General features: G+C 45.7%; 21 protein-coding genes. 20 read left to right on the plus strand and 1 reads right to left on the minus strand.

The features are described from left to right. Both AAY47_RS20940 and AAY47_RS16955 read left to right on the plus strand, forming a co-directional pair. On the plus strand, positions 1 to 151 hold a 151-nt coding region (locus tag AAY47_RS20940; RefSeq protein WP_152669832.1), incomplete at its 5' end, for a DUF4400 domain-containing protein. Between the two features lie 121 nt (positions 152 to 272). Continuing rightward, positions 273 to 1,085: a trypsin-like peptidase domain-containing protein gene (locus tag AAY47_RS16955; protein ID WP_047771358.1), complete on the plus strand. Its 813-nt coding sequence runs from the start codon at positions 273 to 275 to the stop codon at positions 1,083 to 1,085. Between the two features lie 107 nt (positions 1,086 to 1,192). Here AAY47_RS16955 and AAY47_RS16960 read toward each other — a convergent pair whose 3' ends face one another. Beyond that, the gene (locus tag AAY47_RS16960) at positions 1,193 to 1,885 is read right to left on the minus strand and encodes a DUF5710 domain-containing protein (RefSeq protein WP_047771360.1); all 693 of its coding nucleotides are present in this window, start codon (positions 1,883 to 1,885) and stop codon (positions 1,193 to 1,195) included. A 149-nt stretch (positions 1,886 to 2,034) separates the two neighbouring features. On the opposite strand from AAY47_RS16960, the gene AAY47_RS16965 reads away from it, so the two are divergent. From AAY47_RS16965 to AAY47_RS17045, 18 genes are all read left to right on the plus strand, one after another. Beyond that, positions 2,035 to 2,364 carry an RAQPRD family integrative conjugative element protein gene (locus tag AAY47_RS16965; protein WP_047771364.1) on the plus strand — a complete coding sequence of 110 codons (330 nt, stop codon included), beginning with the start codon at positions 2,035 to 2,037 and terminating at the stop codon, positions 2,362 to 2,364. After that, entirely contained in the window at positions 2,361 to 2,597 is a 237-nt protein-coding gene (locus AAY47_RS16970) for a TIGR03758 family integrating conjugative element protein (RefSeq protein ID WP_047771365.1), read from the plus strand. The genes AAY47_RS16965 and AAY47_RS16970 overlap by 4 nt, the downstream gene beginning before the upstream one ends. Before the next feature lie 79 nt (positions 2,598 to 2,676). Further along, a complete protein-coding gene (locus AAY47_RS16975) occupies positions 2,677 to 3,009 on the plus strand; it encodes a TIGR03745 family integrating conjugative element membrane protein (protein ID WP_235428399.1) in 333 nt (110 codons plus the stop codon). Positions 3,010 to 3,019: 10 nt separating this feature from the next. Then, positions 3,020 to 3,373: a TIGR03750 family conjugal transfer protein gene (locus tag AAY47_RS16980; protein WP_047771367.1), complete on the plus strand. Its 354-nt coding sequence runs from the start codon at positions 3,020 to 3,022 to the stop codon at positions 3,371 to 3,373. Continuing rightward, the gene (locus tag AAY47_RS16985; protein WP_047771368.1) at positions 3,373 to 4,029 is read left to right on the plus strand and encodes a PFL_4703 family integrating conjugative element protein; all 657 of its coding nucleotides are present in this window, start codon (positions 3,373 to 3,375) and stop codon (positions 4,027 to 4,029) included. Before AAY47_RS16980 ends, AAY47_RS16985 begins: the two co-directional genes overlap by 1 nt. After that, positions 4,026 to 4,850 (plus strand): TIGR03749 family integrating conjugative element protein, encoded by an 825-nt coding sequence (locus AAY47_RS16990; RefSeq protein ID WP_047771370.1) that lies wholly within the window; start codon positions 4,026 to 4,028, stop codon positions 4,848 to 4,850. The genes AAY47_RS16985 and AAY47_RS16990 overlap by 4 nt, the downstream gene beginning before the upstream one ends. Further along, complete coding sequence (locus AAY47_RS16995; RefSeq protein WP_047771371.1) at positions 4,840 to 6,237, plus strand: TIGR03752 family integrating conjugative element protein; 1,398 nt, start codon at positions 4,840 to 4,842, stop codon at positions 6,235 to 6,237. The genes AAY47_RS16990 and AAY47_RS16995 overlap by 11 nt, the downstream gene beginning before the upstream one ends. Continuing rightward, positions 6,237 to 6,593 carry a hypothetical protein gene (locus AAY47_RS17000; protein WP_047771372.1) on the plus strand — a complete coding sequence of 119 codons (357 nt, stop codon included), beginning with the start codon at positions 6,237 to 6,239 and terminating at the stop codon, positions 6,591 to 6,593. Before AAY47_RS16995 ends, AAY47_RS17000 begins: the two co-directional genes overlap by 1 nt. Further along, a complete protein-coding gene (locus AAY47_RS17005) occupies positions 6,581 to 6,982 on the plus strand; it encodes a TIGR03751 family conjugal transfer lipoprotein (protein ID WP_047771374.1) in 402 nt (133 codons plus the stop codon). Before AAY47_RS17000 ends, AAY47_RS17005 begins: the two co-directional genes overlap by 13 nt. Beyond that, positions 6,982 to 9,726, plus strand: coding sequence for a conjugative transfer ATPase (locus tag AAY47_RS17010; RefSeq protein WP_047771375.1), 2,745 nt, complete (start codon positions 6,982 to 6,984; stop codon positions 9,724 to 9,726). The genes AAY47_RS17005 and AAY47_RS17010 overlap by 1 nt, the downstream gene beginning before the upstream one ends. A gap of 391 nt (positions 9,727 to 10,117) precedes the next feature. Beyond that, positions 10,118 to 10,927 carry a thioesterase II family protein gene (locus AAY47_RS17015; protein WP_152669833.1) on the plus strand — a complete coding sequence of 270 codons (810 nt, stop codon included), beginning with the start codon at positions 10,118 to 10,120 and terminating at the stop codon, positions 10,925 to 10,927. Between the two features lie 51 nt (positions 10,928 to 10,978). Next, positions 10,979 to 11,422, plus strand: coding sequence for an AvrD family protein (locus tag AAY47_RS17020; protein WP_047771377.1), 444 nt, complete (start codon positions 10,979 to 10,981; stop codon positions 11,420 to 11,422). A 4-nt stretch (positions 11,423 to 11,426) separates the two neighbouring features. Next, positions 11,427 to 11,840: an AvrD family protein gene (locus AAY47_RS17025; RefSeq protein WP_047771379.1), complete on the plus strand. Its 414-nt coding sequence runs from the start codon at positions 11,427 to 11,429 to the stop codon at positions 11,838 to 11,840. A 13-nt stretch (positions 11,841 to 11,853) separates the two neighbouring features. Then, the gene (locus AAY47_RS21400) at positions 11,854 to 12,513 is read left to right on the plus strand and encodes a 3-oxoacyl-ACP synthase (protein WP_053014327.1); all 660 of its coding nucleotides are present in this window, start codon (positions 11,854 to 11,856) and stop codon (positions 12,511 to 12,513) included. Positions 12,514 to 12,528: 15 nt separating this feature from the next. After that, complete coding sequence (locus tag AAY47_RS21405; protein WP_152669834.1) at positions 12,529 to 12,876, plus strand: 3-oxoacyl-ACP synthase III family protein; 348 nt, start codon at positions 12,529 to 12,531, stop codon at positions 12,874 to 12,876. Between the two features lie 67 nt (positions 12,877 to 12,943). Beyond that, on the plus strand, positions 12,944 to 13,189 hold the full coding sequence (locus AAY47_RS17035) for an acyl carrier protein (protein WP_047771380.1): 246 nt from the start codon (positions 12,944 to 12,946) through the stop codon (positions 13,187 to 13,189). An 8-nt stretch (positions 13,190 to 13,197) separates the two neighbouring features. Continuing rightward, a complete protein-coding gene (locus tag AAY47_RS17040; protein ID WP_160300213.1) occupies positions 13,198 to 13,764 on the plus strand; it encodes a histidine phosphatase family protein in 567 nt (188 codons plus the stop codon). A gap of 8 nt (positions 13,765 to 13,772) precedes the next feature. Then, positions 13,773 to 14,048 carry a putative quinol monooxygenase gene (locus AAY47_RS17045; RefSeq protein ID WP_053460688.1) on the plus strand — a complete coding sequence of 92 codons (276 nt, stop codon included), beginning with the start codon at positions 13,773 to 13,775 and terminating at the stop codon, positions 14,046 to 14,048. Positions 14,049 to 14,179: the final 131 nt, after the last annotated feature.

Below are 14,179 nucleotides of genomic sequence, written 5' to 3' on the forward strand. Positions count from 1 at the left end.
ACGGGGCATAAAACCGGCCTGCACGATCCCCTGTGTACTGTATTTATCGTGGCCGGATGTGGTATATCCCACCGTGATATTGTTGCCAGCAGCGCTATTTTTGGGTATGGCGGTGGTGATAACAACGTCGATGTTTAAAAAGTATCTTTAAGGTGCTTGCCGGTAAACTACGTAGTGATAAATCAATAATAATTCTTCATAAATATTCATGCATAGTCTAGTCTTAATTCATGTGAAAATGACTTAGTTATCTCTGATAAGGTTTTAATTATATGTTGATTTCCTCTTATGATTTTTATCCATATTATCCAGTTATTGAACACGTTACTTCTTGGATAGAGCAAAATGGCACTACTCAGCTGTCTGAAAAATGGCAGAAATCTTTTGTTTCGTTCTTTGCTAAAGACGAATACAGTATGAAGAGTGTGTCACTTATAGGTAGCGGTTTTTTATATATGCTTGATGGGAAATATCCTTGTATTGTTACAGCTGCACATGTAGTTCATGAATTGTACAAAAGTTCATCGCCTTTTTTTTCTATTAATGGAGAGAAATATCTTTTTCAGAAAGTAAACGTTGACTATAATGATAAACAAGATTATGCGATAATCTATTTTTCTGAAGAAATGATTGCTCTTCAAAATAGTTGGCTCTTTTTTAATTCTGATGAAAGACCATTAGTGAATAAAACCTCTTCTTTTGTCATAATGGGATATCCAGCTTCAAAAAATAAATTTCATATCGATAGAAATCATAAAGGATTATCTTCTTACAATATTACATTCCATAGTTTTCAATATAATAAAGAAAATGAAGATATATATTTTTGGTTTGACGAAAAAATTAAAAATAAAAATATAATCTATGAAGATAAAAGTGTTTTAAAGTCTATACCATCATTGGAAGGTATGAGCGGTAGTGTTATTGCTCAAATAATGGAGCATAAGATTACAGGGGATTTTACACTTAGGGCTGTAGGTATATTCAAAGAATATAAGCATGCACAAAGAGATAAATATTTAGTTGGTTGTACATTTGTTCCTTTTGCTGATGAAGTTAACACTTACATTAGAAAGTACACATAAAGAATCGAATCGAATAGAGACGCTGGACGATGGAATACAAAACGGGTTTTTGTTTTGTGTTCCATCGTCAGCAGACAAGCCGCTCTGCGGCGCGTCAGTCTTCCTTGTTAATGCGGATACTTTGATGGTACATTCACTACCTGTGTCATCCATTCAAACCAGTCACAGGCTTTACAGGCTCGGGTATCCAGCTTCGGATCGAAATGGTAGTGATGATGAGAAATATCTTCACAATACCCCACAAAGGGCTGATCAATACGGTGAAGCTGAATCGCCGCCGCTTGCTCTTTGGAAGCCGGGAAAAATGCCCCACCAACTTCCGCAAACATATCGGTATCATCCTGCTGTGCGCCACAGTGTTCGCAATGGTTTATCCAGTGCTGCCTGCGCAGCCGTTGGCTGACCGCTTTGCGTAACGTGTGATGAAAACCGGGCAGTACGCTACGCACCATAGTGGGAATATCGGCGATATAGAACAGAAATGCCGGGCTGTCCTGCTCAGAGTAGTCTACTTCCGTGCCGGGTTCATCGCCGTTATCCGCTTCCAGTAGCTGGTGTCCGGTAGGCAGCATAAATGCCGTGACGGTAGTGTGTTCATGGCAGTGCGGGCACGGCGTCTGGGTTTGGGCGAGATACCAGGATTCGGCATGGATATTGTAGAACGGCAGCCAGTTCATAAACGGGGTCGGGTCAAAACTGCTGTCGATATACCAGGTTTGAGCGGCCGCATCCCAGTGCGCGCCCAGCTTCCGTACTTTCTCGTATTCATCGTCGGGGACGTTTAAATCAATCCGCAGCATGTGTCTTCCTTTATTATTAAACCGTTAATCAAATAAATTAGTCAGACTATTTAGCTAATTTTCACCAAAGCATAAAGAGTTTATTACTGACCGCCGCTAAAAAACGCCGCATCCTTGGCATTTTGGAACCCATCATAAGGTGAGTGTTTATGCGCGGTGGTTTTTCGATATCCTGTTCTGTCTGCCTGCTGGGGCTGGCTGTGTTGTGTATACCACTGGCTCATGCGGCCGAAAAAGACGAACTGGCAAGTGCAAAGCGTCTGATTGAGCAGGTGCAGATAGCACTGGAGCGTGCCAGCATCGCAGGAAAGCAATCGGATACGTCAAAACTTCCTCGTTATGACTTTGATTATCAGCGCATCCAGGCTGATCTCAGCACCATCAAAGCGGGTATCGATCACTATCTCACGCCTTCCCGCGACCAGCCCCAGGGATCCGGCGCGTTATCCGGCCATTACCGCCAGGAAAATTCGCAATGACGCAGGCACAACGCAATGCTTTTGAAGTGGCCTCGGGGCATTTTGATATCACTTTTCTGTATCTGGTGTGTGTCGGGTTTTTCTTAGCCACGGTGTTTTTCTGGGCGGCCTGGGCCGCAGTGGATGTCTGGAATGGCTGGGCGAATGAAAAAGTGCGTAATCAGACCCTCAAACAGTTTGCCATTCGAACCACAGTATTGCTGGTCATGGTTGTCTGGATGTTTGCCAGTTAATGCAGCGAACATAATGAAAAGGAACAGAGTCAATATGAAGCAAATTTTTACCGTCTGCCAGCGTATCGGTACGAGCCTGATGACCAGAATAAACGCTTTTCTTTTATTGTGCTGCCTTTCCTGTGAATCAGCCTGGGCCGATTTACCGGCTATCGAACCGCCGAAAAGTGGTGGCGGGGGCGGATTGCTGGGACAGGCGAAAGGATACGCGCAGGATGGTATTGTGATTGGCGGGCTGATTTTATCAGCGGTGGCGTTCTTTAAGGTTGCTTCGGCTGCCGTCGAAACCTTTTCCGAAGTGCGGGATGGCAAATCGACCTGGACCCAGTTTGGCGCCATCATCGTGGTCGGCGTGGTGCTGTTGGTTGCCGTGATTTGGCTGCTGTCGAAGTCGGCCAGCATTATTTTTTAAGGCAGCCACCATGCAGACAATCGCTTTCTTACCTGACCGCTTAAACGCCGAACCGGTGGTGTTTCGCGGGTTCACCATCCCTGAGATGGGGCTGGCCGCACTGGCCGGGATCGTACTCGGACTGGCCGTCAGTCTTCCCCTGATCCCGTTAGCCGGTTGGGTCATGCTCCCGACCGGCATGTTGGTGATGCCCCTGTTACTGATTAGCGTTGGCGGGCGCTGGCTGGCACAGCTCAAGCGTGGCAAGCCGGAGAATTATATCTGGCTGAAACTGGAAGAGAAAAAATGCCGGCTGGGTCTCGGTGATCCGGCCTTGATTATTGTCGCCCGGGGCTGGTCGTTGCGCCGAAGCAGGAGCTTGTGATGAGTCGGTTTCGTCATGCGGTGAAAAACCGGGACCAGCATATTCTGACCCTGCGAGTGGCGTGCGGCATTTTAGTGCTGGTATTGCTGCTGAGCCTGACGGGATGGATGGCGTCACCGCGCAATCTCACCATCCATAACCCGCCGGACTTACGCACCGGCAGCACGCGCCCGTGGTGGGAAGTACCTGCCCCCAGTGTCTACAGTTTCGCCTTTTATATTTTCCAGCAACTGAATGCCTGGCCGAAAAACGGGGCACAGGACTATCCGGCCAAAATTTATGCGCTTTCCCCTTATCTGACGCCGGCCTGTCAGGATTTTCTGCGTGAAGATGCCAGAACCCGTGCTGACAGTGGCGAGCTGCTCGACCGGGTGCGGGTGGTGTATGAAATTCCCGGCCGGGGCTATGGGACGCGCAGTGTGACGGTGCATGACCGAGATAACTGGGTAGTCCGGCTGGATTTGGTGGCCGATGAATATTATCACGCTGAACCGGTCAAACGGGCACTGGTACGTTATCCGCTGAAAGTGGTGCGCTGGGAAGGGGATGCCGAGCGTAATCCCTTCGGGCTGGCACTGGATTGTTACGACGGAATGCCACAGCGGCTGGAAGCGATACCGCAGCCAGTGGAAGAGAAAAAGGGCGTGTTTCAATGAGCAGAGTGTCATTTGGCCGCTGGCTGGGACTGGTCAGTTTGTTATTGTTCAGCGTCGGTGCAAAGGCTGATGAACTGATGAAGTGGGAACGTATTCCATTATCCATCTCACTCAAAGTGGGGCAGGAACGCATTATTTTTGCTGACCGGAATGTCCGTATCGGTTTGCCGCCGTCACTCAGTGATACATTGCGGGTACAAAGTGCCGGCGGGGCGGTGTACCTGAAAGCCCACAATGCCTTCCCGCCAACCCGCCTGCAATTGCAAGACAGCGAAAACGGTGAAATCATTTTACTGGATATCACCGCGAATAAAACGGGCGCAACGGAACCCGTGCGTATTGTTTACCCGGATGAAAAACAACCCCTTCCGACTGAAAAATCACAACAGCAGCGCAACGCCAAATTATTGGCACCCGTTCCGGTCGCCTTAACCCGTTATGCCGCGCAGCAACTCTATGCCCCGTTGCGTACCGTCGAACCGGTGACAGGCATCCAGCCGGTGAATCTGCATTTGACCCCGTCCATCACCACACTCTACCCGTCAGAGCCGATAGGCATCTCTCCGCTGGCAGGCTGGCGATTACACCATCACACGGTCATCGCGCTGAAACTGCGCAATACGGCCAAACGCACTATTACCCTCGACCCGCGCATCTTACAGGGGCAGTTTGTGGCCGCCACGTTCCAGCATCGTTGGCTGGGTGAAATGGGGTCACCGGAGGATACGACGGTATTGTACCTCGTCACAAGAGGGCTGCCGGATAATGCCTTTATCCCTGAGCCGGCATCGGTGAAACCGGGAGGCCGTCATGGAAGTTAAGTCCAATGCGTTGGTGAAAATACTGGTGCCGACAGTGCTGGTTATTGGTGGATTTATCGGTATCAAAAGTTGCAGTTCAACGGAAGGTGCTGCGCCCAGCGCGACGTCGAATCATGTATTGGCCACGCTGTCACCGGAGGAGTTGCAGGCGCTGGGGGTGGGTGGCGATACGCCGGAAGATACCCTGCGTACCCTGATAGGGGCACTGAATAAAGTACGGGCAGAGCAGAAACGTTTAAGCCAGCAGAATACCGATATTTTGAAAGAAAATGACCAGTTAAAGCACCAGCGCCTTGATGTTGCCGGCCAAATCGATGCGGCAGTTACGGCTATCCGTCAGGAGGATGAACAGCGTCAGCGCGCATTACAGGATGATCAACAGGGTTTGCTGGCACAAATTGATTTGCTCACTGAGCGGTTAAATTCAACACCTTTGTCTGCACCGGAAAGCCAAAGCGCATTGAGCAATCCGTATGCCGCCAATCCAGTCAGGGGGCAGGATGAATTTATCTGGGTCAATCCGGCGGATGAAAAACCGACAGCGTTGCAAGCGATGGGTCATGGTCAACCGACACCGCAATATCCCACTTCTTTTTTAAGCGAACAACCGACAGCGGGGCAAAAAGTGCAGAACGAGTCCGCGCTGAAGGAAAAGAACGAAACCCCGGTCTATACCCTGCCGGAAAATGCCACGCTGGTCGGCAGTCAGGCGATGACTGCGTTATTAGGCCGGGTACCTGTCAATGGCACCGTGACTGACCCTTACCCGTTCAAGATTCTGATTGGCAAAGACAACCTGACCGCCAACGGCATCGAACTGCCGGAAGTGGAAGGGGCAGTGGTTTCCGGTTCTGCCAGTGGCGACTGGACCCTCTCCTGTGTGCGTGGGCAGGTCAATTCCATCACCTTTGTTTTTCAGGACGGCACCGTGCGTACCCTGCCGGGCAAAGGGCAAAATCAGCAGGGTATCGGCTGGTTGTCTGATGAAAACGGCATTCCCTGTATCAGCGGTGAGCGTAAATCCAACGCCAGCACCTATCTGCCGACGCTGTTTGCCCTTTCGGCCATGAATTCGGCCGGGGACGCCTTGAACGAGAGTCAGCGAACCGCCCAGACCAACGGTGCGGGCGGCATCACTTCCGCGTTAACGGGCAACGCCGGACAGGCGGCATTAGGCAAAGCCATGGCCGGTGGCATGAATGACATCACCGAATGGCTCAAACAACGTTACAGCCAGACGTTTGATGCGGTCTACGTGCCGCCCGGTGCTAGTGTTGTGGTGCATATCACCCAAAGTCTGGCAATGGATTATGAAACGAAAGGCCGTAAGGTGCGCTACGACGTTAGTGAACCTACTCAACATGATACTCAGGAAGCCTTAGATTAATGGAAAAACCTGTCTTTCGATGGCTGTTCAGTGCCAGTCAGCCCTATTGCCTGCAAATTAACAGACCCCCACACGCTGAGCCTGTACCAGTTCAGCTCTACTGGCGGCCTGTCCATAAAAAAACGTCCCGGCTGTATTTTGCCATCGGCAATGCGTGTCAACAGCTGGGTGACGGTGATTTTACTGTCTTGCGCCTGTCAGACAAACAGTGGCAATCCATGGTGGCAGGCAACAACGAGACTGAGCCTGAACAGTGGGAGCGCCTGCCGTTTACGGTATCGGAACTGGCCGTCCATCCTGAATTTGCCACGTTTACGGTTATAGGCACTACGGAGACCGATATATGCGGAAAATAACCTATTCTGTCGTGCTGTGTCTGACTGGGCTTCTGGCAGGCTGCGCGACCTCGAAAGACACGTTGCTGCCTGCCGGTGAGCAGACGGTGCTGGCGATGTGGCAGGGCAATAAAGCCGGTCATACTACCGTGCAGGCGAGAACCGCATTGCGTAGAACGTTGACCGGGACCGAACGGAGACGAGCGCTGGAAGAGTCCTATCATTACAGTCGCTCGGTTGAGCATGAAATCAGCCAGCAATTTCCCCGTCTCCCCAATCCCGATATGGTGATGTATATCTTTCCGCATCTGGCGGCAGGCAATACGCCGATACCGGGCTACAGTACGGTGTTCCCGTTTTATCAGCAGGTGCAGTACGCCCTGCCGGGTGAACGCACGGAGGCTCTGTAATGAAAAATCCCAAGGCACTGCATCGCCCCGGCAAGCTGCGTGAAGCCGATGAAGCCGCGATTTACCGGGCCAGTCCCTCCATCATTGACTACCTGCCCTGGGTGGAATATCTGGAAGACGGGCAATGCCTGTTGCTGGATGACGGGGTTTCCGTGGGTGCGGTCTATCGTATCGAACCGGTGGCCACCGAAGGGCGTCCAGTGGAACGGCTGATTGAAATCCGGGATCAACTGGAGGATGCGATCCAGGACAGTCTGGAAGAAGACGATATCTCACCCTGGGTGGTGCAGTTTTTTTGTCAGGATGAAGATGATCCAGCCAGTTACCTCAACACGTTACGAAACTATATAAAACCCTGGGCAAAAGATACGTTCTTTACAGCCGCTTTCCTGGCTGAATCTGAGCGCCATCTGAACAGCATTGCCCAGCCTGAGGGGATATTTTACGACAGCTTAATTACCGGGCAACCGTGGCGGGGGCAGCAGCGCCAGACGCGTATGGTGGTTTACCGCTGGCTGCCGGCTCACAAATCGCAGACACACCATCAAACCGTATCCCCGGTGGCGGCACTTAATCAGGTCTGCGAGCGGCTGGTTTCCTCACTGGCGGCGGCGGGTATTGTGGCTGTCCGGCAAAATGGCGAGCAGATCCACAGTTGGTTGTTACGTCATTTTAACCCAGCCCCGGACTGGAGCATGGCAAAAGTCGATTTTTACCACACGGTGAGTTATGAAACGCCCATGCAGCTCGAACTCCCGATTTATAATGACTTTGCCGAAAGCCTGTGGTTTACCCCACCGGTATCTGATCCCGAAAACGGTGTCTGGTGGTTTGATGGCCTGCCGCATAAAGCGGTTCCGGTTGAACGCCTGCGCCGCCCGCCAGAACCGGGCACGCTGACGGGCGAAGTGAAACGGGGGGATAATATCAATGCGCTGATGGATATGATGCCGGCAGGCACCGTGGTTTCTTTGACCATCGTGGCGCAGGCACAGGATACACTGGAAGAGAGCTTTACCCGGCTGGCAAAAAATGCGGTGGGGGAAAATACCGAATCGGCACGTGTCCGGCAGGATGTGCAGGAGGTTAAAGCCTTACTGGGGCGGCGGCATAAACTGTACCGCAGTGCACTGACCTTTCTGGTGCGCGGCAACGATGTCACTGATCTGAACCAGCGGGTGCATCAGTTATCGTCAACCCTGCTGAGCACCGGATTACAACCGGTGCGACCGGAATTCAGTGTGTCCCCGTTGAATACTTATTTACGCGCCCTGCCCATGTGTTTTAACCCGCAGAAGGATAAGAAATACTGGTATAGTCGCCTGAGCTGGGTACAACATCTGGCGGGACTTATGCCGGTGACAGGCCGTTCAACCGGCTCCGGGCATCCGGGGTTCAGCTTCTTTAATCGCGGTGGTGCGCCGCTGACCTTCGATCCGATGAATAAACAGGATCGCACCCAAAATGCGCATTTATTGCTGTTTGGCCCGACCGGGGCAGGAAAATCGGCCACCCTGTGTGCTTCCTTGGTGCAACTGATGGCTATCCACCGACCGCGTTTGTTTATTGTCGAAGCGGGGAACAGCTTTGGTTTACTGGCCGATTATTACGCCAGTCTGGGGTTGACCGTCAATAAAATCGGTATCAAACCGGGCTGTGGCGTCAGTCTGGCATTGTTTGCTGATGCTCATCAGTTGCTGCAACTCAGCCCCCAACACTTGCGTATTCATGAAGCCGATATTCCGGATACCGATGAATCGCAGGATGAAGGCGATGAACAGCGCGATATTCTGGGTGAGATGGAAATTGCTGCCCGGCTGATGATCACCGGGGGTGAGAAAAAAGAGGAAGAGCGCCTGACACGTTCGGATCGGGGATTAATTCGTGAAGCCATTATGATGGCGGCTCACACCAGCCATGAAGAACAACGCCAGATGCTGGCCTCAGACTTACAGAATGCCCTGTATGCCATCGTCCGCAACCATCAGCAGGATGAACACGGCCAGCCCTTAATCACGGCACATCGCCGGGCACGGGCGGATGAAATGGCCGGTGCCATGTCGATGTTTACCCAGGGTTTTGAAGGGGAACTGTTTAACCGTCCCGGCACGCCGTGGCCGGAAGTCGATGTCACCTTGATTGATTTGGGTACGCTGGCGCGTGAAAACTATTCGGCACAAATGGCGCTGGCGATGGTGTCGCTGATTAACACCGTGAATAATCTGGCCGAACGCGACCAGTATCAGGACAGGGAACTGCAACTGGTGATAGACGAAGGGCATATCACCACCACCAACCCGCTGCTCTCTCCCTATATGACCAAGGTCGTGAAAATGTGGCGTAAACTGGGCGCCTGGCTGTGGTTGGCAACCCAAAACCTTGCCGACTACCCGGATACCGCTGAGAAAATGCTGAATATGGCCGAATGGTGGCTTTGCCTCACGATGCCCCCGGATGAAGTCGAGCAAATCGCCCGTTTCAAAAAACTGACGGAAGAACAAAAAGCCGTGTTGCTTTCCGCCAGTAAATTGCCGCGCTGTTATACCGAAGGTGTGGTGCTGGCGAAAAAAATCGAAGCGCTGTTTCGGGTGGTGCCGCCGAGCCTGTATCTGGCGCTGGGGATGACGGAAAAAGAAGAAAAGGCCGAACGGCGGGCGTTAATGCGGGAACATCAGTGCAGTGAATTGGAAGCCGCGATGTTGGTGGCCAGAAAAATGGATATTGCGCGGGGGTTGAAGATTTAAACGGTATAGATTAATCACAATTTGAGAAATGAAAAGAGATAATTTCTTAGGTATGCCTTCAACATTCTACACTTAAGCTGTCGGCCGCATGCACTAGGTTTACGGGGAAGCGTTGCACTTGAAAGTTAAATCTGGCAAGTGTAATCCCATATTGGTTTATTATAATGTGCATTTGTACGTTATCCTCGGGAGACTCATACATTCCCGTGGCTACTTTTGGATGAAAATATTTATCTGCTTGAATTTTTTTTGGTGTTTATGTAACTGATTGAATTTATTTTCAATGCGACAATTAGTTTATTAAAATGTATTTTTTATATTAATTATGGATTTTTTAGTATAGTAAACATAAAATAAACATGAATATGGTTTTAATTGACGAGGGTGTTTGTTGAGTGTCATTATTTGCACGGGGAAATATTTAGGGTTGTTTTTTATACTACATAACGGCATTAAGGCTGTTTTATTATATGGAGTTAATACTTTAAAGATTAATGAGCAGATATTACCTTTTAGTATTAATAAAATAATAGGAGAAACTATAATAGGGGTTCTCATGAATGAACAGAATGCATTAGTCTTTTTTCCATACGCAGGTGGAAGTGCCAGCTCTTTTGAGATTTTAAAAAAACATCTATCTGAAGAAGTTAGAATTATCTCTATGAGTTATTCAGTCAGCGAGTTTTCGGTGTCAAAAAACTCTACAGATTTTTTTAGTGTATTATTGGAAAACCTCAAAAATCAGCTTAAAGCATTTGAGGGAAAACTTACTTTTTTTGGTCACAGTATAGGAGCTATTATTGCCTACGAACTGGCGATATTGGGCTGTAATCATCTAAATATTCAGAGGTTAATTGTGTCTGCGTGTAAGCCTCCTGAATTATTGGTCAATTCTAAGATATTTAATTCAGAGGATAATGCATTCGAAAAAATCACACTTTTAGGTGGATTGCCTCAGATGGTTTCAAGTGACCCTATCAGATTGAAAAAAGTAAAGCATAAAGTTACTCGTGATCTTAGAGTATTAATTTACTATGCAAGAATGACTTACCCCAAGGTTAATTGTGAAACACATGCACTATCAGCTAGAGATGATTTTTTGGCTTCTGAAAATGAAATGAAGATTTGGAGTAACTACACAAATAAAGGATTCAGAAAAAGTACATTTGATGGTAATCATTTTTATTTCAGAGATAAATAGAAAGAAGTAGCACAGCTTATCTTGTAATAAAGTACTTAATAAAGGTCTATCATGAAAAAATTGGTCAATGCTGATTCTTATTTAGGAGCATCAGAATCACGTTTTTTTGGTTCTGGATATAAAAAAGTTGATTATATAATAAAAGAAGAAGAAATACTTAGTAATGAATATAAGTCTACTTTAACTCTAGTTTATCCTGAGGATTGGTCTATTAAAAGCAAAAAAAAACTAAATCCTCACTTAAGTAGTATTGATGTAATATTAATGTCGGCTTATGCAAGTGGAAAATTGCTTAACCAGTTTGACCACTCTTACTATAAAATAACTTCGATGATAATTCGTTCATCACGTGTTCCTGTCGAAAAACTGATAAATACTCCAATTAATATTGGTCTGAATCATTGTGAAGAGGGTGTAATTTACTTGCGAGGGAAAGTTGGGAATATGCAAGTTCAACTGAAAGTAGAAAGTAGAAAGGAGAGAATTCAACGATAGACTATTGAATTCCATCTTTAGTCGTTGGGAGTTTAAAGATGTAAATCATGAAATAAATGATATTTTTTTAGAAAATAAATACAAAAGCAAAGCCTCAGTAATTAAGACTGCTTTTGGGGAAATAATCGATGATATTGATTATATAGATGCTTTCGTTTCAAGTTTGCAGATCGGTCAAATTCTTCTATATGAGTTAGATGGTATTACTAGGGAGGCTTCTAATAATCTTTGGATGCGTAGCATAAAGATAAATGAAGCTGATGCATGTAATAACCAAAAGGTTGGAACATTAGAAGTAACTTTAGAGAATACCTGCTTGACATATAAAGGAAACGATAAGTGGAGAAGTGCTGACATTGTTTCAAGTATTAATAATATTCAGGTTCGATGTTCTGTAGCACATCAACTAAACCATTGAGGTAGTTATAGTTATGGCAGTAAACGCAGTAAAAATTGTTGGATTAGGTGCATCACTACCTAAACATCAAGTTTCAAACAAAGGTATCTCAGAGTATCTGGATACTAATGATGAATGGATAACGACGAGAACAGGAATAAAAAACAGATTTCATGCAACTGAAGGTGAATACACCAGTTATTTAGCTTTTAAAGCTGGTAAAGCCGCATTATCTAGTATGAATATTGAGAATAGTATTGAGATTGATACTCTAATTGTTGCTACTTCAACTCCTGACAGATTATGCCCGGCCACAGCCCCTAAAGTTGCGACAATGTTGGGGTTGGGAAAAATTAGGGCATTCGATATAAATGCAGTTTGTACTGGTTTTGTGTATGGGCTTGAGTTGGCAGAATCATTTATAAGATCTGGAAAATCTAAAAGATTGATGCTTATTGGTGCAGATGTTTTTACTACAATTCTCGACAAAAATGATAGAACAACCTACCCATTATTTGGTGATGGAGCGGGAGCTGTAATTCTTGAACAAGGAGATGAAGAAAATATTCTTTCCACTTATACAGGAAGTGATGGCGAATATGAAAATTTAATTACCATTTTAAATGGGGGGAGTGAGTCTAAGCTTTCAGTGAGCAAAGATACGTTTTCAAAATCTTCATACTTCAAAATGTAAGGCAAAGAGGTTTTTTTGAAAGCCATTTCATATATGAAAGGTTCTGTTCAAAAAGTATTGGAACTCAGCAATACAAATACAAGTGAAATTGACTATATTGTCCCACATCAAGCAAATAAGAGAATAATAGATACCTTAACTCAGTTGTTTGATTTGAAAGAAACACAAGCGTTAATGAGTCTTGAGGAGTTTGGGAACACTTCAGCAGCATCAATACCACTAACGTTAGCTGTCCATGCCAGAAATAATACAATAAAACCAGGCAATAAAATTGTTCTTACTGCGTTTGGTGGTGGAATTACATGGGGTGCTGCTGTTATTAAATGGCCTAACTCTGTATTTAGATCTATAGTTTTTAACTAACTAACTAACTAACTAACTAACTAACTAACTAACTAACTAACTAACTAACTAACTAAATGGATGCGATATGAAAGATATGATTTTTGAGAGAATTAAGTCTCTCCTTACAGATAAGTATTATGTTTCAGTTGATAAAATAACTGAAAATGTTATTTATGATGATCTTGAGTTAGACTCTTTAACTTTGCTGGAAATTTCAGTAGTACTAGAAAAAGAGTTTAATCTTAGCATACCAGACGGTCTGATTTCTTCAGATATGTCTATTGAAGTATCGATAAATAAAATTTTAAATAATAATGTTAACGAAACATGATTTATTTAATGAGACATGGAATTACCAGTTACAATTTGAGGGGGAGAATGTTGGGTCAGACTGATATTCCCTTATGTGAGATTGGTATAAAAAATGTAATAAATATTGCGCCTAAAATGAATCATCTTGGTATAAGATTGATTTATTGTTCAAGTTACATTAGATCAATACAGACGGCTAATATCATATCTTCAGTTATTGGGGTAAATGTGATTAAACGTGAAAATCTAAAAGAACGTCATTTGGGAGTTCTTGACGGAGAATTTAAAGATGCCCTCTGTTGGAGAGACGTTGTTAATAAGCTAGGTGAGAAGAATTTTACTCCTGAGGGCGGCGAAAGTGTTGATAACTGTCTGAACAGATTCACTAATGAGATGAAAAGGATAGCAAATTCAAATTTAGATGAAGAGAACGTGCTCGTGGTGTCCCATGGTGGGGTTATTACTCTTTTTATGCGATATATGCTGCACATCGATAATAAACTCTCTTTTCTTGATAACTGTAGCTTTCATATTTTAGATACAGACCGAAAAGGGAACTTTCATGTGAGTAAGTTAAATGTTAGTTTAATTTGAGGTGGATTGTGAGTATTAATATAGTTGTTTTCATTAAACCAAATATATCTGTATTCAGGTACTTTGGAGAAAAATTATCTCTTCTTCGTGAAGTAACTTTATTGGAAGAAGGTTGTGATATTTTTGATTTTTATACCTACGCAGATAAATATGTTCTCATAGAGCGGTGGGAGTCTCAGGAAAGTATTGATCTTCATATGAATAAAAATTACACACTTAGTTTTATCGAACAAACCAAAGATTCCTTAATTAGCACAGAAGTTTTTCGATTAAAGAATTTTTAGAGAATAATATGACTAAGATTGAATTCAATAAAATAGATATGCATGTTTTACTGACAGTATGTTTATCAATCTTGGATTCGCATGATAAGTGCAATTTCTGAAAAAGGCGGTCAGTTGCTATAGTAGGCATC

The sequence above is a fragment of the Xenorhabdus griffiniae genome, from assembly GCF_001028135.1.
GTDB lineage: Bacteria > Pseudomonadota > Gammaproteobacteria > Enterobacterales > Enterobacteriaceae > Xenorhabdus > Xenorhabdus bakwenae.